The sequence below is a fragment of the Streptomyces guryensis genome (assembly GCF_021261325.1).
In the GTDB taxonomy this organism is placed as follows: Bacteria; Actinomycetota; Actinomycetes; order Streptomycetales; family Streptomycetaceae; genus Streptomyces; species Streptomyces guryensis.
Window position 1 is genome coordinate 15,712 of record NZ_JAJSBI010000006.1, and the last position, 18,683, is coordinate 34,394.

The 18,683-nt window shown below is 71.9% G+C and carries 20 protein-coding genes; 9 read left to right on the forward strand and 11 right to left on the reverse strand.

From position 1 onward, the window contains the following. The 4 genes from narH (at position 1) to LJ657_RS13940 (ending at position 4,273) form a co-directional block, all read left to right on the forward strand. Positions 1-1,548, forward strand: coding sequence for a nitrate reductase subunit beta (narH, locus tag LJ657_RS13925; RefSeq protein ID WP_232648896.1), 1,548 nt, complete (start codon positions 1-3; stop codon positions 1,546-1,548). Then, positions 1,545-2,333, forward strand: a complete 789-nt coding sequence (narJ, locus tag LJ657_RS13930) for a nitrate reductase molybdenum cofactor assembly chaperone (protein WP_232648897.1) — start codon at positions 1,545-1,547, stop codon at positions 2,331-2,333. Before narH ends, narJ begins: the two co-directional genes overlap by 4 nt. Beyond that, complete coding sequence (gene narI, locus LJ657_RS13935; RefSeq protein WP_232648898.1) at positions 2,330-3,109, forward strand: respiratory nitrate reductase subunit gamma; 780 nt, start codon at positions 2,330-2,332, stop codon at positions 3,107-3,109. Before narJ ends, narI begins: the two co-directional genes overlap by 4 nt. Positions 3,110-3,247: 138 nt before the next feature. Beyond that, on the forward strand, positions 3,248-4,273 hold the full coding sequence (locus tag LJ657_RS13940; protein WP_232648899.1) for a 6-phosphofructokinase: 1,026 nt from the start codon (positions 3,248-3,250) through the stop codon (positions 4,271-4,273). Positions 4,274-4,307: 34 nt separating this feature from the next. Here LJ657_RS13940 and LJ657_RS13945 read toward each other — a convergent pair whose 3' ends face one another. From LJ657_RS13945 to LJ657_RS13955, 3 genes are all read right to left on the reverse strand, one after another. Continuing rightward, positions 4,308-4,466, reverse strand: a complete 159-nt coding sequence (locus LJ657_RS13945) for a hypothetical protein (RefSeq protein WP_232648900.1) — start codon at positions 4,464-4,466, stop codon at positions 4,308-4,310. Positions 4,467-5,022: 556 nt separating this feature from the next. Next, a complete protein-coding gene (locus tag LJ657_RS13950; RefSeq protein ID WP_232648901.1) occupies positions 5,023-5,616 on the reverse strand; it encodes an Rv1733c family protein in 594 nt (197 codons plus the stop codon). A 121-nt stretch (positions 5,617-5,737) separates the two neighbouring features. Further along, positions 5,738-8,122, reverse strand: coding sequence for a phosphoketolase family protein (locus LJ657_RS13955; RefSeq protein ID WP_232648902.1), 2,385 nt, complete (start codon positions 8,120-8,122; stop codon positions 5,738-5,740). Between the two features lie 50 nt (positions 8,123-8,172). On the opposite strand from LJ657_RS13955, the gene ppk2 reads away from it, so the two are divergent. Next, the gene (ppk2, locus tag LJ657_RS13960) at positions 8,173-8,976 is read left to right on the forward strand and encodes a polyphosphate kinase 2 (protein WP_232648903.1); all 804 of its coding nucleotides are present in this window, start codon (positions 8,173-8,175) and stop codon (positions 8,974-8,976) included. A 14-nt stretch (positions 8,977-8,990) separates the two neighbouring features. Here ppk2 and LJ657_RS13965 read toward each other — a convergent pair whose 3' ends face one another. Genes LJ657_RS13965 through LJ657_RS13975 form a run of 3 tightly spaced genes read right to left on the reverse strand, consistent with a single transcriptional unit; the run spans position 8,991 to position 11,357 of the window. Beyond that, positions 8,991-9,863 (reverse strand): universal stress protein, encoded by an 873-nt coding sequence (locus LJ657_RS13965; protein ID WP_232648904.1) that lies wholly within the window; start codon positions 9,861-9,863, stop codon positions 8,991-8,993. Between the two features lie 5 nt (positions 9,864-9,868). Then, the gene (locus tag LJ657_RS13970; RefSeq protein WP_232648905.1) at positions 9,869-10,420 is read right to left on the reverse strand and encodes an alcohol dehydrogenase catalytic domain-containing protein; all 552 of its coding nucleotides are present in this window, start codon (positions 10,418-10,420) and stop codon (positions 9,869-9,871) included. A 31-nt stretch (positions 10,421-10,451) separates the two neighbouring features. Then, positions 10,452-11,357: a universal stress protein gene (locus LJ657_RS13975; RefSeq protein ID WP_232649225.1), complete on the reverse strand. Its 906-nt coding sequence runs from the start codon at positions 11,355-11,357 to the stop codon at positions 10,452-10,454. A 264-nt stretch (positions 11,358-11,621) separates the two neighbouring features. On the opposite strand from LJ657_RS13975, the gene LJ657_RS13980 reads away from it, so the two are divergent. Beyond that, on the forward strand, positions 11,622-13,274 hold the full coding sequence (locus tag LJ657_RS13980) for a SulP family inorganic anion transporter (RefSeq protein WP_232649226.1): 1,653 nt from the start codon (positions 11,622-11,624) through the stop codon (positions 13,272-13,274). 5 nt (positions 13,275-13,279) lie between these two features. Here the strand turns inward: LJ657_RS13980 and LJ657_RS13985 are convergent, their stop codons facing one another. After that, positions 13,280-13,504: a hypothetical protein gene (locus LJ657_RS13985; protein WP_232648906.1), complete on the reverse strand. Its 225-nt coding sequence runs from the start codon at positions 13,502-13,504 to the stop codon at positions 13,280-13,282. 195 nt (positions 13,505-13,699) lie between these two features. On the opposite strand from LJ657_RS13985, the gene LJ657_RS13990 reads away from it, so the two are divergent. Together LJ657_RS13990 and LJ657_RS13995 are read left to right on the forward strand one after the other, a co-directional pair. Continuing rightward, positions 13,700-14,164 carry a cyclic nucleotide-binding domain-containing protein gene (locus LJ657_RS13990; protein ID WP_232648907.1) on the forward strand — a complete coding sequence of 155 codons (465 nt, stop codon included), beginning with the start codon at positions 13,700-13,702 and terminating at the stop codon, positions 14,162-14,164. A 23-nt stretch (positions 14,165-14,187) separates the two neighbouring features. Then, entirely contained in the window at positions 14,188-14,847 is a 660-nt protein-coding gene (locus tag LJ657_RS13995; protein WP_232648908.1) for a CBS domain-containing protein, read from the forward strand. A gap of 34 nt (positions 14,848-14,881) precedes the next feature. Here the strand turns inward: LJ657_RS13995 and LJ657_RS14000 are convergent, their stop codons facing one another. Then, a complete protein-coding gene (locus tag LJ657_RS14000) occupies positions 14,882-15,469 on the reverse strand; it encodes an Rv1733c family protein (protein WP_232648909.1) in 588 nt (195 codons plus the stop codon). Between the two features lie 231 nt (positions 15,470-15,700). On the opposite strand from LJ657_RS14000, the gene LJ657_RS14005 reads away from it, so the two are divergent. Continuing rightward, on the forward strand, positions 15,701-16,402 hold the full coding sequence (locus LJ657_RS14005; protein ID WP_232648910.1) for a response regulator: 702 nt from the start codon (positions 15,701-15,703) through the stop codon (positions 16,400-16,402). On the opposite strand, the gene LJ657_RS14010 is transcribed toward LJ657_RS14005, so the two are convergent. The 3 genes from LJ657_RS14010 to LJ657_RS14020 all read right to left on the reverse strand — a co-directional run bounded on the left by LJ657_RS14010 (position 16,403) and on the right by LJ657_RS14020 (position 18,609). After that, positions 16,403-17,194 carry a universal stress protein gene (locus LJ657_RS14010; RefSeq protein ID WP_232648911.1) on the reverse strand — a complete coding sequence of 264 codons (792 nt, stop codon included), beginning with the start codon at positions 17,192-17,194 and terminating at the stop codon, positions 16,403-16,405. It abuts the gene before it with no gap. Positions 17,195-17,318: 124 nt separating this feature from the next. After that, the gene (locus LJ657_RS14015) at positions 17,319-18,308 is read right to left on the reverse strand and encodes an Acg family FMN-binding oxidoreductase (RefSeq protein ID WP_232648912.1); all 990 of its coding nucleotides are present in this window, start codon (positions 18,306-18,308) and stop codon (positions 17,319-17,321) included. A gap of 34 nt (positions 18,309-18,342) precedes the next feature. After that, positions 18,343-18,609 (reverse strand): SHOCT domain-containing protein, encoded by a 267-nt coding sequence (locus LJ657_RS14020; protein WP_232648913.1) that lies wholly within the window; start codon positions 18,607-18,609, stop codon positions 18,343-18,345. Between the last annotated feature and the right edge of the window lie 74 nt (positions 18,610-18,683).

The following is an 18,683-nucleotide window of genomic DNA, read 5'->3' on the forward strand; positions in this document are numbered from 1 at the left end:
ATGCCCCGTGGCGAAGCCACTATCGGACGCGTCATGGCCCAAGTGGCGATGGTGATGAACCTCGACAAGTGCATCGGCTGCCACACCTGCTCGGTCACCTGCAAGCAGACGTGGACCAACCGCACCGGCGTCGAATACGCCTGGTTCAACAACGTCGAGACCAAACCCGGTGTCGGCTACCCGCGCCGCTACGAGGACCAGGAGCAGTGGAAGGGCGGCTGGATGCTCGACCGGCGGGGCCGGCTGGTCCTGCGGTCGGGCGGCCGCGTCAGGCGCCTGCTGTCGCTGTTCTCCAACCCCGACCTGCCCGCCATCGAGGACTACTACGAGCCGGTCACCTACGACTACGACAACCTCGTCAGCGCCCCCGCCGGCCAGGACATCCCCGTAGCCCGCCCCCGCTCCGCCCTCACCGGCAAGCCCACTGCCATCACGTGGGGCGCCAACTGGGAGGACGGCCTCGGCGGCGCACCCGAGCACGCCGGCGCCGACCCCAACCTCACCGGGGAATGGGCGCAGAAGGTCAAGTTCGAGTTCGAGCAGACCTTCCTCTTCCACCTGCCCCGCCTGTGCGAGCACTGCCTCAACCCGGCCTGCGTGTCGGCCTGTCCGTCGGGTGCGCTGTACAAACGCGTCGAGGACGGCATCGTGCTGGTCGACCAGGACCGCTGCCGGGGCTGGCGGATGTGCGTGACGGCATGCCCTTACAAGAAGGTGTACGTCAACCACGCCACCGGCAAGGCCGAGAAGTGCACCTTCTGCTTCCCGCGCGTGGAGGCCGGGCAGCCCACCGTCTGCTCGGAGACCTGCGTCGGTCGGCTGCGCTACCTCGGGCTGCTCCTCTACGACGCCGACCGCGTCGGCGAAGCCGCGGCGACGGCGGACGAGCACGACCTGCTGGACGCCCAGCGCGGTGTCTTCCTCGACCCTTGCGACCCCGAAGTAGTCGCTGCGGCACGGGAGTCGGGCATCCCGGAGGACTGGCTGGCGGCCGCCCGCCGCTCCCCGGTCCACGACCTGGTCATGCGGTACAAGGTCGCCCTGCCGCTGCACCCGGAGTACCGGACGATGCCGATGGTCTGGTATGTGCCGCCCCTCTCCCCCGTCCTCGACGCCGTCAGCGAGGCGGGCGGCGACCAGGACGATCCCGATCACGTCTTCGCCGCGGTCACCCGGCTGCGCATCCCGCTGGAGTACCTGGCCGAACTGTTCACCGCGGGCGACACGGACGTGGTGGCCGGGGTGCTGATGAAGCTCACGGCCCTGCGCTCGTACATGCGTCAGCGCACGCTGGGCGAGGACGGCGACGAGGCGGCACTCAAGGCAGTCGGGCTGACCGCCCACGAGGCCGAGGACCTGCACCGCCTGCTGGCCGTCGCCAAGTACGCCGACCGGTATGTCGTCCCGGCCGCCCACAAGGAGGACGCGGCCGCGCTGACCGCGACGGAGAACCGCTGCCCGGTGGAGTCCGCCGGGGAGACGTCCGGACGCCGGGTCATGCTCGGCCTCCCCACCCTGCGCCGTTCGTCCCCGGAAGGACGCTCATGAGCCCGCTGCCCTCCACCGTCCCGGCCATCGCCCGCGCCCGCATCCGCGCGGCCGTCCGGCGCCGCTCGACGATGACGCCCGAGGAGGCGGACCGCCGGGCCCTGCTGCTGCGCCTGCTGTCGCTGCTCCTGCAGTACCCGGATCCCGAACTCACCGACGCACGCCCCGCGTTGACGTCCGCCGTGACCGCGCTGCCGCCCTCCCCGGCCGCCACCGAACTCACCGCGTTCCTGTGCTGGTTCGCCGGGCAGGAGCCCGACGCACTGGCCCGCCACTACGTCGAGATGTTCGACCTGCACCGCAAGAGCAGCCTCTACCTCACCTATTACCTGCACGGCGACACCCGCCGCCGGGGCATGGCTCTGCTTGCGCTCGCCCAGCGCTACCGGGCCACCGGCTGGGACATCGACGGCGGCGAACTGCCCGACCATCTGCCGGTGGTCCTGGAGTTCGCGGCACTCGCCGGGCCCGGCTCCGGTGAGGCACCCCTGCGCCTGCACCGGCGCGGGCTGGAGCTGATCCACCGTGCGCTGGGCGACACCGGCTCCCCCTACCGGCATGTCCTGGGGGCGCTGCTCACCTTGCTGCCGCCGCCCACCGGGGCGGACCTCGAGGCCGTCGCCGAACTCGCCGCCCAGGGCCCGCCCGCCGAGGACGTCGGACTCGACCCCTACGGGGCCTACGGCAACGGGGAGTTCGCCCCGCCGCAGACCTTCGTGCCACCGCCCGCCCCGCCGGCCCGTGTGCCGTCCACCGCGGCCGACCGTACGGAAGACGCTCGATGAACGCCGCGTCCTCCTCCCTGGCCGCCGCCCCTGCGAGCGGCGCCGACCTGTTGCTGTGGGTCGCCTTCCCGTACATCTGCCTCGCCGTGTTCGGGGTCGGGCACGTGTGGCGCTACCGGCAGGACCAGTTCGGCTGGACCTCACATACCAGCCAGCTCCTGGAACACCGCTGGCTGCGCTGGGGCAGCCCGCTGTTCCACCTCGGCGCCTTCATGGTGATCGCCGGACATGTCGTGGGACTCGCCGTGCCCGCCTCGTGGACCGAGGCCGCCGGCATCAGCGAGCAGGCGTACCACACCACGGCCGTCCGGCTGGGTTCGGTGGCGGGCCTGGCCATGGTGACGGGGCTCGGCATGCTGTGCGCGCGGCGGCTGCTGACCCGCCGGATCCGGCTCGGCACCGACCGCAGCGACAAGCTCCTCTTCCCGCTGCTGTCCGCCACGGTTGTCCTGGGCATCTCTGCCACCGCCGCCCACAACGTGTTCGGCGGCGGTTACGACTACCGGGAGACCGTCTCCGTCTGGTTCCGCGGCATCTTCACCCTCCAGCCCCGTCCCGAGGCGATAGCGGACGCGCCGCTGCTGTTCCAGCTGCACGCCCTGACCGCGTGCCTTCTGTTCGCCGCCTGGCCGTTCACCCGCCTCGTCCATGTGTGGAGCGCCCCGGTGGGCTACCTCACCCGCCCGTACCTGGTCTACCGACGGCGCGCCACGACCCCGGCACCGGTCGTGGGCAGCACCCCGGCTTCCGAGCGGTCGGCGCGGCACGCCGCCTGAACACGGTCGGTGACTGGTGCCCGCCCAGGCGCGCCTCATCGAGCGGCTGTGCAGGTGCGTCGACGGACCACCGTCGCTCATGATGGAGAGGGAGCCGAACGGCGCTCGGAGTTCACGTCCGCGGAGGTGAGCGGAGCCATGAAGGTGGGAGTGCTGACCGGTGGCGGCGACTGTCCCGGTCTCAATGCCGTGATCCGCAGCGTCGTCCGCAAGGGCATCCACGAGTACGGCTTCGACTTCGTCGGGCTGCGTGACGGCTGGCTCGGTGCGCTCCGGGGCAACGTCGTGCCACTGGGCATCCAGGAAGTGCGGGGGATCCTCCCCCGCGGCGGAACCATCCTCGGCTCCTCCCGCACCAACCCGTTCAAGCACGAGGACGGCGTGCGGCGCATCCGGGACACGCTGGCCGCGCACGAGGTGGACGCGCTCGTCGTGATCGGCGGCGAGGACACGCTCGGCGTGGCCACCGAACTGAGCGGTCAGGGGATCCATCTGGTGGGCGTGCCGAAGACCATCGACAACGACGTCTCCGGCACCGACTGCACCTTCGGCTTCGACACGGCCGTAGGGATCGCGACGGAGGCGATCGACCGTCTGCACACCACTGCCGAGTCGCACATGCGAACCCTGGTGGTGGAGGTGATGGGGCGGCACTCGGGGTGGATCGCGCTGCGGGCCGGTGTCGCGGGCGGGGCCAACGTGATCCTCGTCCCGGAGCGGCCCTTCGACATCGACCAGGTCTGTGCGTGGGTGAAGAGCCGGTTCAGGACCAACTACGCGCCGATCGTGGTGGCGGCCGAGGGGGCCGTCCCCAAAGAAGGCCAGATGATCCTCAAGGACCGGACACTGGACGAGTTCGGCCATGTGCGGCTGTCCGGCATCGGTGACTGGCTGGCCCAGGAGATCGAGGAGCGTACGGGCACGGATGCCCGCACCACGGTCCTCGGCCACATCCAGCGCGGCGGCACCCCGAGCGCCTTCGACCGCTGGCTGGCCACGCGCTTCGGGCTGCACGCCGTCGACGCCGTCAACGACGGTGACTTCGGCATGATGGTGGCCCTGCGCGGCACCGAGATCATCCGTATTCCCCTCGCCGAGGCCACCGCTCACACCAAGGTGGTGGATCCGTCGCTGTACGACGAGTTCCAGGTGTTCTTCGGCTGACCTCTGCCTGGTCAGACGGTGTGCGGGACGACCGTCACCAGGCAGCGGGAGCGGCGCAGCACGACGTGGCCGGCCCTCGGATGCCCGCGGTGCGCGCTGTCACCTGCGGGTACTTCTCCCTCCGTACCCGCGGGGCGTCGGAGAGCCGCAGGACCTCCTGGTCGTTCCAGCCGGCGCCGTCCTCCCCGGTCACGAACAGCCTCGGTGCGCGTCCAGGTCCACCGCCGCCTCCGCGGCACCTTGGCACGCGTGTCCCGCCCCGAAGCCCGCTACGGGCTGTGAAGGGATGACCACGACGGGGCGAGCGGGCCGCTGCCGCCACCCCAAGGGACACCGAACCGACCGCGGACCCGTCGAAGCCGCCGGAGCCTCGCGCCGACGACCAGGAGCCCTGCCCTACACGTAGCGGCGGGCCGTGCCACGGCCGGCCGTCGGCCGTCTGCTCGCCCTGCACCTGGAGGTCCGGGTCGGGCAGCGGGGTCGGCGACGGCCCGCTGGGCATGCGCTCACCCACCTGGCGCAGCGTTCCCGCGGCCGGGGCCGGGAACGCATCGCCCGGAAGCGGTGGGGAGGCATGCACGCGGCGGAACACTGCGCGGCGCCGCTTCCCGGGCCGCCCGGTCGGGGGCGTCCAGGCTGCGTTCCGCCCCGTCGAGGCCCGTCGGCACAGGCAGACCCGAGGCGTCCTCCTTCGCTCGCCGTGCACCTCGGCAAAGGGATCCCGCATCCCGTCGGCCGCGGCGAATCAGTCATCCGCTCATCTTCTTCCGCCACTGGGGGCCGACGCGCTCCCACTCTGCCTCCCAGGCGCGCATGCGCCGCCGGTCGAGCCGTCGCCGTGTCAGCCGTCCGCAGCCCGCGGCCACGCCGGCGGCACCCGCGGCGGCCAGCGCACCCGACAGCGCCGACTGCCCGCGCGCCTCCCCCTGGCCAGGAGGCCGGGTGGCCAACTCCCCCCGCCTGTCGACCCACACGGTGACCGGGGTGCCCGCGGTGCTGCTCGGGTCAACGCGTGTCAGGCCCGTGTGGGTGGATCCGTCGGCGGCCGTCCAGCGGGCCTTTCCCCACACCGTGTCACCACCGTCCGTCGACACGTAAGCGGTCCTGTCCGCATTCCGGGTGAGCTCGGCCGACACGGCGTGCACGGCAGCGCGTCGTGCGGCGAGGCTGTCCTGCATGGCCGCATCCGCCGCAAAGCCCGCGAGCAGGCCGCCCGCGAGGGCGATGATCCACGTGGCCAGGACGATCCAGGCCTCCACGGCGTCGCTGTGCCGACGCAGGGGATTGCGCCGCCACCGCCACAACCGCATCTTGCTCGACCGGGTGGGACGCGTCAGTGCCATGGCCCGACACCCCCTTGCCTCTCGACTCGAAGATCTCCCGGAGGGACGCCGCCTTCTTCCAGGCTCGGTCACGGGAGCCGCGAACGCATGGGCCGATCGGTCCCCGTCGAGAAGTCCCTGCTCAGCCGCTCCAGGTCCAGTCCGCGACCTCCGGCAGATCGGTGCCGTGGATGCGGATCCAGTCGTGGTGGCGCCGCCGCGTGTCCTCCATGCGCTGACGCACGGCCGCTGCGCGCACCGCCAGCCCGGGCACGCGGTCGATGACGTCCATGACCAGCCGGTAGCGGTCCAGGTCGTTGCGGACGACCATGTCGAACGGCGTGGTCGTGGTGCCGGACTCCTTGTAGCCGCGCACGTGCAGGTTCTTGTGGCCGGTGCGCCGGTAGGCGAGCCGGTGGATCAGCCACGGATAGCCGTGGTAGGCGAAGATCACCGGCTTGTCCTCGGTGAACAGGCCGTCGTACTCGAAGTCGCTCGTGCCGTGCGGGTGCTCCTCGCGCGGCATCAGCCGGGCCATGTCGACGACGTTGACCACGCGGACCGCGAGGTCGGGCAGGTGCCGGCGCAGCAGCTGAGCGGCGGCGAGCACCTCCTGGGTGGGCACGTCCCCCGCGCAGGCGAGGACGACGTCCGGCTCACCGCCGTTCTCGGTGCCCGCCCACTCCCAGATGCCGGCTCCGCGGGCGCAGTGGGCGCGGGCCTGGTCCAGGGACAGCCAGTCGAAGCAGGGCTGCTTGCCGGCCACGATCACGTTCACGTAGTCCCGGCTGTGCAGCGCGTGGTCGGCCACCGACAGCAGCGTGTTGGCGTCCGGCGGCAGGTACACCCGTACGACCTCGGGGCTCTTGTTGAGGACGTGGTCGACGAAGCCGGGGTCCTGGTGGGAGAAGCCGTTGTGGTCCTGGCGCCACACGTGCGAGGTGAGCAGGTAGTTGAGGGAGGCGATCGGTGCGCGCCACGGCAGCTGCCTGGAAGTCTTCAGCCACTTGATGTGCTGGTTGACCATCGAGTCGACGATGTGCACGAAGGCCTCGTAGCAGGAGAACAGGCCGTGCCTGCCGGTGAGCAGATAGCCCTCCAGCCAGCCCTGACAGGTGTGTTCGGAGAGGATCTCCATCACACGGCCGTGCCGGTCGAGGTGTTCGTCGACCGGGAGCTGCTGGGCCTGCCATGCCTTTCCGCTGGCGTCGAAGACGGCCTGGAGCCGGTTGGAGGCGGTCTCGTCGGGACCCACGACCCGGAAGTCGCGGCGGGCCGAGGTCGCCTCCATGACCTTCTCCAGGAGGTCGCCGAGGACCCGGGTGGGCTCGTGGAGGGTCGTTCCCGGCTTGTCCACGGGCACGGCGAATCGGTCGAGGGACGGGACGGGCAGGTCGCGCAGCAGCAGGCCGCCGTTGGCGTGCGGGGAGGCGCCCAGACGCCTGGCCCCCTCGGGGACGCAGGCGAGCGCGTCGGCGACCGGCCGGCCCTCGGCGTCGAACAACTCCTCCGGGTGGTACGAGCGCAGCCAGGCCTCCAGCTGCCGCAGGTGCTCCGGGTTCTCGCGTACGCCGGCCAGCGGGACCTGGTGGGCACGCCAGGTGCCCTCGACCGGCACCCCGTCGACCTCGGCGGGTCCGGTCCAGCCCTTGGGGGTGCGCAGCACGATGACCGGCCAGTGCGAGCGCTCCGCCACGCCGTCCTCGCGGGCCGACTGCTGCAGCGCGGCGATGCGGTCCAGGGCGTCGTCCATCGCCAGCGCCATCGCACGGTGGACGGTGGCCGGGTCGTCGCCGCTGACGTGGATCGGCGAATGGCCGTAGCCGCGCAGCAGCTCGTCGAGCTCGTGCTCGGGCAGGCGGGACAGCACCGTCGGGTTGGCGATCTTGTAGCCGTTGAGGTGGAGGATCGGCAGCACGGCACCGTCGTGGACCGGGTCGAGGAACTTGTTGGAGTGCCAGGAGGCGGCCAGCGGTCCGGTCTCCGCCTCGCCGTCGCCGATCACACAGGCGACCAGCAGGTTCGGGTTGTCCAGGGCCGCCCCGTAGGCGTGCGAGAGCGAGTAGCCCAGTTCACCGCCCTCGTGGATGGAGCCGGGAGTCTCCGGCGCCACGTGGCTCGGCACGCCGCCGGGGAAGGAGAACTGGCGGAACAGGCGCTCCATTCCGGCCCCGTCCCGCCCGACGTCCGGATACGTCTCGCTGTAGCTGCCCTCCAGCCAGGAGTTGGCCAGCACGGACGGTCCGCCGTGGCCCGGGCCCCAGATGCACAGGGCGTCGATGCCGCGGGCCTTGATGACGCGGTTGAGGTGGGTGTGGACGAGATTCAGACCGGGCGAGGTGCCCCAGTGGCCGAGCAGCCGCGGCTTGATGTGCTCCGGCAGCAGCGGTTCACGCAGCAGCGGGTTGGCCATGAGGTAGATCTGTCCGGCGGACAGGTAGTTGGCGGCACGCCAGTGCGCGTCCAGGGTGCGCAGTTCGTCGTCGGTCAGTACGGTGCTGCTGTTCTGGTGTTCGACCTTGGGCATCAGGGACTCCGGAAGTCATCGGCGTGGGGCAACGGGGCGGTGGAGGCGGCATGGCCGGCAAGAAGGCGGCGAAGGTGCCGCGCAGGACGTATGAGAAGGAACTGCTGCGCCTGCAGACGGAGTTGGTGCAGCTGCAGGAGTGGGTGCGTGCGGAGGGCGTCCGCCTCGTCGTCGTCTTCGAGGGACGGGACGCGGCCGGCAAGGGCGGCACCATCAAGCGGGTCGCCGAACACCTCAACCCCCGTGTCGCCCGGATCGCGGCCCTCCCGAAGCCGACCGAGCGCGAACGCACCCAGTGGTACTTCCAGCGGTACATCGAGCATCTGCCGGCCGCCGGGGAGATCGTGCTGTTCGACCGGTCCTGGTACAACCGGGCCGGCGTCGAGCATGTGATGGGCTTCTGCACCAAAGAGGAGCACCAGCTCTTTCTGCGGCACTGCCCGATCTTCGAGCGGATGCTGGTGGAGGCCGGGATCGTGCTGCGCAAGTACTGGTTCTCGGTGAGCGACACCGAGCAGCAGGCACGCTTCCGTAGCCGTATGGAGGACCCGCTGCGGCGCTGGAAGCTGTCGCCGATGGACCTGGAGTCGATCACCCGGTGGGAGGCGTACTCCCGGGCCAAGGACGAGATGCTGGTGCACACCGACATCGCCGAGGCGCCATGGTTCGTCGTGGAGAGCGACGACAAGCGCCGGGCACGGCTGAACATGATCGCCCATCTGCTGGATTCCCTGCCGTATCACGACGTGCCGCCCCCGGTGCTGGAGCTGCCGGACCGGCCGGCCTCGACCGGCTACGAACGCTCGCCGCGTGACCTGCAGACGTACGTCCCCGATCACGCGGCGAACCTGTAATCCGGACACGGCGCTCACGCCCTCTGCGGTACCACGGCGACCGGGCAGGCGGAGTGGTGCAGTACCGCGTGGGCGACGCGGCCGAGCTGGAGCCCGAAGCGCCCCTCGCGCCGCCTGGCCCCGACGACCAGCAGGTCGGCATCGCGCGAGAGGTCCGTCAGAACCCTGCGGGCATGGCCCTCGACGGTGCGGCGGTGCAGGTCGGCGTCCGCCGGCACGTCGAGCAGCGCCCCTTCCAGCGCCGCCACGGCCTGCTCCTCGTGCAGCCGGGCGGGTTCCCCTGCCATGAGCGGGTGGTCGGTGCTCTCGTGCGCGGGGGACCGCCAGGCGCGCACGGCCTCCAGACGCGCCCCGCGGCGGCGCGCCTCGTCGACCGCGAAGCGGACGGCCGCCGATTCGGCGCCGTCCTCGCCGACGCCCAGGACGACACGTCCGTGGGTGCCGGGCACCGCCTGCTTGTCGTGGTTGCCGCGCAGCACGATCACCGGGCAATCGGCGTGCGCGGCCACGGACAGACTGACGGAACCGAGCAGAAACTCCGCGACGCCGCTGCGGCCACGGCTGCCCACCACCAGCGCGGAGGCCTGACGCCCCTCGTGCACCAGGGCGTACTCGGGCTCCTCCGCCAGCACCACCGGCGTCGCCTTCAGCTCCGGATGGCGTTCGTGCGCCCGCCGGGCCGCGAGGTCGGTCACGTCCTGCGCGAGTACCGCCTCGGACGGCTTCCCGAGGTCCGTGGCCAGGGCTGTGCCCTCGTAGCGCTCCCACAGCGAGGCGTACACGACCCGCAGCTCCAGCCCGCGCAGCGTGGCCTCGTCGGCCGCCCAGTCGACGGCACGCAGGCTCGGCTCGGAGCCGTCCACGCCCACGACCAGAGGAAGTCCCATCGTTCTCACCTTCCCGCGCCGAGGCCGAACACGATGCGGGCCTTGACCTGACCGCGCAGCACCTCGTCGATGGCCTCGTCGACCGCGGCGAGCTGGGGGTCCCCCCTCTGGGGGAGGGTCTCGTGGCTGACCCTGGTGCGGCCTGCCGCATGCCGCGGGAAGACCTCGGCGAGGTCCTGCCGGGTGCCCACGATCGAGCCGATCACCGAGGTGCCGTACCCGGTGTTGATCTGCCGCTCGCGCAGCGTCTCCCAGCCGGACAGACAGTGGTCGAACCGCCCGCAGGCCTTGCCGAGCCACGGCGCGGCGACCCGGTCCCCCACGCTCAGGTGGCTGACGCCGTCGCCGGGCTTCTCGACGAGACCGACGCCTTCGTGGCCGGGCACGAACGGCGGCTCGGGCCTGACGGGCCAGTCGCCGTGGGCGGCGTGGATGTCGGTGTGGCACAGCCCGGAGGCCTCGACGCGGATGCGGACCCGGCCGGGGCCCGGCTCGGGGTCGGACCGGTCCTCGATCACCACAGGGGCGCCGAGGGCTTGTACGACTGCTGCCTTCATGGTTGTTGAGCTCCTGTCAGAGGGGCGTGGGTCAGTCGTGGGCCACGACGGCCACAGGAGCGGTGGCGTGGTGCAGGGCCGCGTGCGTGATCGGGCCGATGTGCGCGCCGAGGGGGCGGTGCCGGTGCCGCCGGCCGACGACGACCAGGGACGCATCGCCGGAGGCGTCGACCAGGAGGCTCGCGGGGCTGCCGTATCGGGACTCCTCGGAGATGGTGATGTCCGGGAACTTCTGCCGCCAGGGGCGCATGACTTCCGTCAGGGCGTCGGCGTGCTGCCGGGCCAGCGACCGGTGGAGTTCGTAGTCCGCGGGGACGCCGTAGGAGATGTACGGCGACGGGTTCCAGCCGTGGACGACCCGCAGGGAGGTGGACCGGCGGGCGGCCTCGTCGAGAGCGAACTCGATCAGTGCGTCGTCGGGGGAATCGGTGTCCAGGCCGAGCAGCACGGGCAGGTAGGGAGCCGCGGCGGAAGGGACGCCCGCCGGGTCCGGCTCGTGCTCGTCCGCGGCCTGGACACCGGCGCGCACCAGAACGACGGGGCGGTCGGCGTGCGCGACGACCTCGTAGCCGACCGAGCCGATCAGGAAGCCGCCGATCCCGCTCAGGCCCCGGGACCCCATGACGAGCAGTTCGGCCTCCTTCGCGTGGCCGGCCAGGACCTCGGCGGGCCGTCCGGTGAGCTGCTCGGTGATCACCTCGACGCCCGGGTGACGCAGCCGCAGCCCTTCCGCGGCCTCGCGGGGAACCCGCTCGGTCCAGTGCTGGAGCGTCTCGGCACCGAGCAGCGGTGCCTGCGCGATCGGGTCAGGTGCGGCCTCCCAGACGTGAACCAGCCTCAGTGGCAGGCCGCGCAGACTCGCCTCGCGGGCGGCCCATTCGGCGGCGGCGCGGCTCTCGGGCGACCCGTCCAGACCCACAGTGACGGTACGGGGCATCATGATCTCCACCTCCCGGTTTGATCCGTTCCCAGCGTCGGCTCCGGGAGGGGGTCCGGTGCAGGGGCCGCTGGTCCTGAGCGGGGGCCGACCGGCCCCATCGCGGCAAGAGTGCTGCGGCGGTGCGCGCGGCTGTTGGATCCTGGGCCGGACGGCGAAAGGCGGGCCATGGTGCGAAGATCCGCAGGGCGGCGGGCGGTGCCCGGTGTCGGCCCCCTCCTCGATCGCCCGGGGGCCTGGCGACAGGTGCTGCCGGGACTCGTCATGCTGCTCGGTTACCGGCGGGCGTGGCTGCGCGGCGACCTGCTGGCCGGGGTCACGGTGGCCGCCTATCTCGTGCCGCAGGTGATGGCGTACGCAAGCGTGGCCGGACTGCCGCCGGTCACGGGACTGTGGGCGATCCTGCCCTCGCTCGCGCTGTACGCCCTGCTGGGCACGTCACGGCTGCTGTCGGTGGGCCCCGAGACGACGGCCGCGCTGATGACGGCCACCGTGGTGGCTCCCCTCGCCGGTTCCGACCCGGGCCGCTACGCCACGCTGGCCACGGCGCTCGCGGCCACGGTCGGTCTGCTCTGCCTGGCCGCGCGGGTGCTCCGTCTGGGCTTCGTCGCCGATCTGCTGTCCCGTCCCGTACTGATCGGCTATCTGGCGGGCGTGGCCCTGATCATGGTCGTGGACCAGCTGCCCAAGCTGACCGGGGTACCGACGACCGGCTCGACGTTCTTCCCTCAGCTGTGGTCCTTCCTGCGGCACCTGGGGCAGGCCCACCCGGCCACGGTGTGGTTCTCCGCCGTCACGATCGTGCTCCTGTTCGCGGTCCGGCGATGGCTCCCCCTGGCGCCCGGACCGCTGCTGGTCCTGGTGCTGGGCACTGCGTGTGTGGCTGCCTTCGACCTGGACGGCCGGCATGGTATCAAGGTGATCGGCGCCGTCCCGGCGGGTCTGCCCGACTTCGCCCTGCCGGACATGACTCAGCTGCCGGACCTGGTGCTGCCCGCCCTCGGCGTCCTCCTGGTCGCCTACACCGACTTCATTCTCACCGCCCGCGGCTTCACCGCTGCCGACGACGACGGCCCGGAGCTGGATGCCGACCAGGAGTTCCTGGCCCTCGGGGCAGCCAATCTCGGAGCCGCCTGTCTGCACGGTTTCCCGGTGAGCAGCAGCGCCAGCCGCACCGCGCTCGCCTCCTCGACAGGAGCCCGGAGTCAGGTGTACTCGCTGGTGGCCGGTCTGGTGGTCGTCGCCGTGCTGCTGTTCCTCAGCCCACTGCTGACCCACACGCCGTCGGCCGTGCTGGGCGCGATCGTGGTGTACGCCGCCGTCCGCATGATCGACCTCGCGGGCTTTCGCCGACTGGCCTCCTTCCGGCGGCGCGAACTGCTGCTGGCCCTCGGCTGCCTGGCCGGGGTGCTGACCCTGGACATCCTCTACGGCGTGATCGTCGCCGTCGGGCTGTCCGTGGCGGAGCTGCTGAGCCGAGTGGCACGCCCGCACGACGCGGTCGAGGGGCTGGTGCCGGGCGTGGCCGGCATGCACGACGTGGACGACTACCCGCAGGCCCGCACCGTCCCGGGCCTGCTCGTCTACCGCTACGACTCCCCGCTCTTCTTCGCCAACGCGCAGGACTTCCACCGCCGGGCCCTGGCCGCGGTGGACGAACAGACCACACCGGTCCGCTGGTTCGTCCTCAACACCGAGGCGAACGTGGAGGTGGACATCACCGCCCTGGACTCGGTCGACGAGGTGCGCCGCGAACTCACCCGCCGCGGCATCGTGTTCGCCCTCGCCCGGGTGAAACAGGACCTCCTGGACGACCTGGAGGCGTACGGGCTGGCCGAAGCAGTGGGCAGGGACCTGATCTTTCCCACCCTGCCGACCGCCGTGGCGGCGTATCGGACGTGGTGCCGCGAGGCTTAGGCCGGTCAGTTCTTCACGGGCGTGCGCACTACAGGCCGGCGCGTCGTCGTCCCGGTCATCCCGGTCGTTGCGGACGTCCCTGTGTCCGACAGCCGCCGTGCGGCACGGCACCGCAGCGCCCGCAGGACCAGCGCGTCGAGTGCCGCGGTGAGCACGAACGTGACCGCCATGGCGATCACCAGGAGAACGGCGGACTGCCGCCAGAACTCCGGAGTCAGGCTCGTACCCATGATGTTTCCCCCTTCCCGCTCTGTCTGGTTCTCTCACCACCATCGAACTGCGGCCGGGCGGGCGGCACAGCGCGTCAAAGGGGTGGGGCGCCCCGCCGGTCGGCCCGATCGTGGGGCCGGGTGGCCCCTGGTCCGTTCCGGACCGCGCGCACACGCTGGTGGTGGTAGGTCCGTACGCCTGAGTGGAGGCACGCCATGAACGCTCCCGCAACCACGAGCATGCCGCGGGCGCTGCCTGCCGAGCACCGGCAGCGGCTGATGCAGATCGCCCGGGAGGTGTCGTTCCCCGAGGGCACCCGGCTCTTCGAGGAGGGCGCTCACGCCGGCCGGTTCTGGATCATCCGCACCGGCACGGTCGATCTCGACATGCGCGTGCCCGGCCGCCGGGCGGCCGTCATCGAGTCCCTCGGGCACAACGAACTGGTCGGCTGGTCCTGGCTGTTCCCTCCGTACACCTGGCACCTCGGCGCCGAGGCGGCTTCGCCGCTGCGGGCGTACGAGTTCGACGCCACGACCGTGCGGACGATCTGCGAGGAGGATCCCGCGTTCGGACGGACCGTCGCGCGCTGGGTGGGCGAGGTCGTGGCCCACCGGCTGCAGGCGGCCCGGGTGCGGCTGCTCGACCTTTACGCCCCCTACGGCAGCGGGACGCTCCGCTGAACTCGAGCGATCAAGGAGGCGTCGTGCACGCATCCCCGCACATCGTGAGTGACGTGATGACCCGCACCGTAGCCGCCGTCGGCCGCGAGGCCGTCTTCAAGGACATCGTGCGGACCATGCAGGACCGGAAGGTCAGTGCGGTGCCCGTGGTGGACGGCGGCAACCGGGTCGTGGGTGTCGTCTCCGAGGCCGATCTGCTGCCGAAGGAGGAGTTCCGCGACAGCGATCCCGACCGGTACACACAGCTGCGGCGGCTGTCCGACCTCGCGAAGGCCGGCTCGGTCACCGCCGGCGAGTTGATGACCTCACCCGCCCTCACCGTCCGGGCGGACGCCACGCTCGCGCAGGCCGCGCGGGAGATGGCCCGGGCCCGGGTCAAACGTCTGCCGGTGGTCGGCGACGGCGAGCGGCTGGAGGGCATCGTCAGCCGGGCGGACCTGCTCAAGGTGTTCCTGCGCGACGACGAGGAGATCGCCGAGGAGGTGCGGCGGGAAATCGTCTCGTACCTGCTCCCGGCACCGGCCTCGGCGGTACGCGTCGAAGTCCACGACGGGGTCGTGACGCTCGGTGGCCGGGTCCGCGACACCTCCCTCGTGCCGGTGGCCGCACGCCTGGTCCGGGCGGTCGAGGGGGTCGTGGACGTGGAGTTCGCGCTCGACGGACAGGATCGGGCTGCCATCTGACCGGCGCCGCCGTCCCGGTTGCCGACCGGATGTCTCAGCCGGTCCTGTGCCCCCACTCCCGTTCGACCCGCTCCCACTCGGCGCCCCACCGTTCAGTGGCCCGCCGCTGCACACGCAGCCGCACCAACCGCCCGCCGCCGAGAACCGTCAGCCCCGTCGCCAGCCCGACTCCGCCGCCGGCCAGCACGACACGTGTCGCCGCCTCGCCGGCATTCACGGGTGCCGACACCAGGTGGCCGCGTCCATCCGTCCAGGCCTGGACCCCACTGCCCGGCTTCGCCGTGGGCTTCACGTCCACCGTGCCCGTACGGACCGTTCCCTTACCGTCGCTCCAGCGCACCGTGGCCAGCACCCGGTCGAACCGCACACCGGTGACGACGTCCCGCCCGGATCCGGCCACGGTCTTCACGACCACAGCCGGCACCGGCCGACGGCCCGCCCGGTCCTCGTTCACCACGCGCTGTGCGGCCTGCGCCCCGACCATCCCGGCGGCAACCGCTCCGGCCGTCGCGGCCGTCCAGGCGGCCAGCACGATCCACGCCTCCACCACATCGCTGCGCCGCCGCAGCGGGTTGCTCCGCCAGCGCCACCCCAGGACCTTCGCGCGTCTGACCCTTCGCATCGGTCACACCCCCTTACGGGCGCAATGAGGACGGACACACCTAAAAGGTCTCACCAGATCGCCGTTCACGGGAGAGGCAGCCGCCTCTCTTCGGGTCACGGGGCCGGTCGGCGTGCGGTGACGGCGAGTGGGGCCGGTCGGCCCTAGTGCGTCCGGTCGCCACGGGTGATGATCGTTGTGACGTGCGGCCCGCAGCCCGTGCGTCATACACCCGGGGAACGAGGGGCCGACATGACCGAGGCACGTACCTTCACGGCGCAGGACCCGATCCGCGTCTTCCTGCTCGATGACCACGAGGTCGTCCGACGCGGGCTGGCCGACCTGCTGGACGGCGAACCCGACATCAGCGTCGTCGGCGATGCCGAGAACGTCGAGCACGCCCTCGTCCGTGCACCTGCCGTGCGTCCCCACGTCGCCGTCCTGGACGTCCGTCTGCCCGACGGCGACGGCATCTCCGTCTGCCGGGAGCTGCGCAGCCGGATGCCCGAGCTCGCCGTGCTGATGCTCACCTCGTTCGACGACGAGGACGCGCTCCTCGACGCCATCATGGCCGGTGCCTCCGGCTATGTCCTCAAGCAGATCAAGGGCTCCGACCTGATCTCGGCGGTCCGCACCGTCGCCTCCGGCCAGTCCATGCTCGACCCGGCCACCACCGCACGGCTCATGCGCTCCCTGCGCACGGAGCCCGCCGAAGCCCCCGCCGTGGCACCCGAGTTGGCGGGCCTGTCGCCGCGCGAGCGGGAGATCCTCGCGCTGATCGGGGACGGACTCACCAACCGTGAGATCGGCAAGCAGCTCTATCTGTCGGAGAAGACCGTCAAGAACCACATCTCGCGGCTGCTGGCCAAACTCGGAGTGCAACGCCGCGTGCAGGCCGCAGTCCTCGCCACGCACCTGGACCAGCCGGAGACGGGCGACCGACCCGCGCACTGATCACACCTTGCCGTACGGGACCAGAGCGACGGGGCAGTGTGCGTGCCGCAGGATCGCCCGGCCGTCGGGGCCGGACAGTGCGGCCGCGCTGCCGTTGCGCCGACGTACGCCGACCACGACGAGCTGAGCGCCGACGCTCGCCTCGACCAGGGAGCGATGCCGGCGGCCCCGGGCCGGGCGGGTGCGCACGACGACGTCCGGATACTGCTCGCGCAGCGCGGACAGGGCACGTACGGCCGGTGTCCGGTGCAGGACCACCAGGTCCGCACCGCGCTCCGAGGCCTCCGCGAAGGCGAACTCGGCGGCTTCGCGGGCCCCTGGTGCCTCGTCCTGCGCCAGGACGACGGGGCCGGTCCGGCTGTGCCTGCCGCACATCACCAGCACCGGACAGCCCGCACGGGCCGTCAGATGACCGGCGACCGAACCGTGCAGGCGCTCCCGCATCCCGTGCGCGGGGTGGCTCCCCACCACGGTGAGGGACGCGGCGCGCGACTCGGACCCGAGCACCGTCACCGGCTCGCCGACGAGGACTTCACGCGTGATCGCCAGGTCGGGCGCCACCCGTCGGGCCCGCCACTCGGCATCGGCCAGTGCCTCGTTCACCCGGTCCCGCAGCCCGCCGGCGGCAGGATCCCAGGGCGCCACACCAGCCGGCACCAGCTCCTCGGACCACGTCAGGGCGTGCGCCAGCTCAAGGCCCACGCCGCGCCGGTCGGCCTCCCACGCCGCGGCTTCCACGGCCGCCAGACCCGACGGCGAGCCGTCCACTCCCACCACGACCGGACCGTTCATGGTGCCCCTCCCTCGTCTGCGGTTGTCACGGTTCTCAGCCTTCGCCTGCCTGACCTTGGCCGCACTGGGCCGACGGGCCCAGGGGGACGCGGCGACCGGCCCTCTCGTGGGTCCGGCCGTGCGCTCAGCCGATCTCCAGTACCTCGTGCACGGGACGGCGCGGTGCCCCCGTCCCCGCGGGCCCGTAGCCGAGGCGCAGCACCATGTGCACGAATCCCATGGCCGACCGTGGATCGCGGGCCAGCTCCCGCAGGTCCGCCTGCTCCAGTGCGTGGGAGGTCAGGGAGGTGGCCAGACCGTCGAGCGTGGCCAGCAGGAGGACCCGCTCGAGCGCCTGTCCCGCGCGCAGCCAGTCGTCGGGGTGGTCGTTGTGCGTGCCCAGCAGTGCCAGGTGCGGGGTGGTCTCGAACACAGCCGCCGGACGGCCGGGCACGGGCTGACGGCCGGCGAAGTCACGGACCGGAGCGCGGCCACCCTGCTTGCGCGGCCCGAAGGCCCCTTCGGGAATGCCGTCCACGGCCGTGCCGGCGCTCTCCGCCCCGATGCGGGTCCACCGCTGCACGTCCTCGAGACGCTCGGGGTGCAGGCTGTCGCGCCCCTCGACGTCGCGGACGTGTTCCAGCAGCGACTCCACGTGCCAGGCGGCGGGGAAGGCCAGCTGGGCGCCTTCCCCGAGCGCGGCGTCGCGCAGGGCGTCTTGGACTGCGGCCGGGATCGGCTTGTCCTGGAACGGATGGCGGCTGGTGTGCCGGCGGGCGATCGCCGGGAACAGCGTCGCGAGGTCGCGGTCGGGCCGGTGGCTGTCGTCCAGGTGCACGACGGCGAGCAGCTCCCGGTCGGCGGGATCGGGCAGCAGATGAGTATCGACGTGCAGGCCGCTGTCGGCCGCGGCGACACGGAGGTTGAACAGAGCCGCGCCGCAGCCGATGTGCAGGCCGCGGTTGCCGGGGTCGGTGTGCGGCATGGCGCGCTCGAAGTCGGCACGCAGTTCGATCGTGCCGACCTTGGTGTGATGGCGGAATCGCCACGGCTGCGCGTTGTGCAGGGAGGGCGCGGCCGTGGCGGCGGCCACCAGGCTCGTGATGTTCATCATGTCGAGTGGTCGCGCCGGCATGGGGCGCACCTCCCTCGGACGGGCGGCGGTTCTGTCAGTGTTTGGCGAGGGTGGGGCCGTCCCCGCGCAGCACGGCCAGGCTTCGGCGGTACTGCTCCTCGTCGATCTCCCCCCGGGCGAAACGCTCGGCGAGCACCTGCTCCGGCGAGGCGGCGGTAGGGGTACTGGGGGGCTGCGGGGCCCGGTTCAGGGTGCGGAAGAGCAGCACGGCCACGGTGATGAGCAGGGCCCACAGCAGGACCGTGCCGATCGACATCGTGAACCAGCCCCATCCGTTCATGTCGTGACCGTTCCAGTACATCGCGGGCCGCTTCCTTTGTCTCGGACTGCTTCTCACAGCCACCTTCACACCCCGCGCGACCAGCGGGTATGGGC

Excerpts from the sequence above, each read along its gene's own strand:
- narH (WP_232648896.1), top strand. The coding sequence starts at position 1 with ATGCCCCGTGGCGAAGCCACTATCGGACGCGTCATGGCCCAAGTGGCG.
- narJ (WP_232648897.1), top strand. The coding sequence starts at position 1,545 with ATGAGCCCGCTGCCCTCCACCGTCCCGGCCATCGCCCGCGCCCGCATC.
- narI (WP_232648898.1), top strand. The coding sequence starts at position 2,330 with ATGAACGCCGCGTCCTCCTCCCTGGCCGCCGCCCCTGCGAGCGGCGCC.
- LJ657_RS13940 (WP_232648899.1), top strand. The coding sequence starts at position 3,248 with ATGAAGGTGGGAGTGCTGACCGGTGGCGGCGACTGTCCCGGTCTCAAT.
- LJ657_RS13950 (WP_232648901.1), bottom strand. The coding sequence starts at position 5,616 with ATGGCACTGACGCGTCCCACCCGGTCGAGCAAGATGCGGTTGTGGCGG.
- LJ657_RS13955 (WP_232648902.1), bottom strand. The coding sequence starts at position 8,122 with ATGCCCAAGGTCGAACACCAGAACAGCAGCACCGTACTGACCGACGAC.
- ppk2 (WP_232648903.1), top strand. The coding sequence starts at position 8,173 with ATGGCCGGCAAGAAGGCGGCGAAGGTGCCGCGCAGGACGTATGAGAAG.
- LJ657_RS13965 (WP_232648904.1), bottom strand. The coding sequence starts at position 9,863 with ATGGGACTTCCTCTGGTCGTGGGCGTGGACGGCTCCGAGCCGAGCCTG.
- LJ657_RS13970 (WP_232648905.1), bottom strand. The coding sequence starts at position 10,420 with ATGAAGGCAGCAGTCGTACAAGCCCTCGGCGCCCCTGTGGTGATCGAG.
- LJ657_RS13975 (WP_232649225.1), bottom strand. The coding sequence starts at position 11,357 with ATGCCCCGTACCGTCACTGTGGGTCTGGACGGGTCGCCCGAGAGCCGC.
- LJ657_RS13980 (WP_232649226.1), top strand. The coding sequence starts at position 11,622 with ATGCTGCTCGGTTACCGGCGGGCGTGGCTGCGCGGCGACCTGCTGGCC.
- LJ657_RS13985 (WP_232648906.1), bottom strand. The coding sequence starts at position 13,504 with ATGGGTACGAGCCTGACTCCGGAGTTCTGGCGGCAGTCCGCCGTTCTC.
- LJ657_RS13990 (WP_232648907.1), top strand. The coding sequence starts at position 13,700 with ATGAACGCTCCCGCAACCACGAGCATGCCGCGGGCGCTGCCTGCCGAG.
- LJ657_RS14000 (WP_232648909.1), bottom strand. The coding sequence starts at position 15,469 with ATGCGAAGGGTCAGACGCGCGAAGGTCCTGGGGTGGCGCTGGCGGAGC.
- LJ657_RS14005 (WP_232648910.1), top strand. The coding sequence starts at position 15,701 with ATGACCGAGGCACGTACCTTCACGGCGCAGGACCCGATCCGCGTCTTC.
- LJ657_RS14010 (WP_232648911.1), bottom strand. The coding sequence starts at position 17,194 with ATGAACGGTCCGGTCGTGGTGGGAGTGGACGGCTCGCCGTCGGGTCTG.
- LJ657_RS14015 (WP_232648912.1), bottom strand. The coding sequence starts at position 18,308 with ATGCCGGCGCGACCACTCGACATGATGAACATCACGAGCCTGGTGGCC.
- LJ657_RS14020 (WP_232648913.1), bottom strand. The coding sequence starts at position 18,609 with ATGTACTGGAACGGTCACGACATGAACGGATGGGGCTGGTTCACGATG.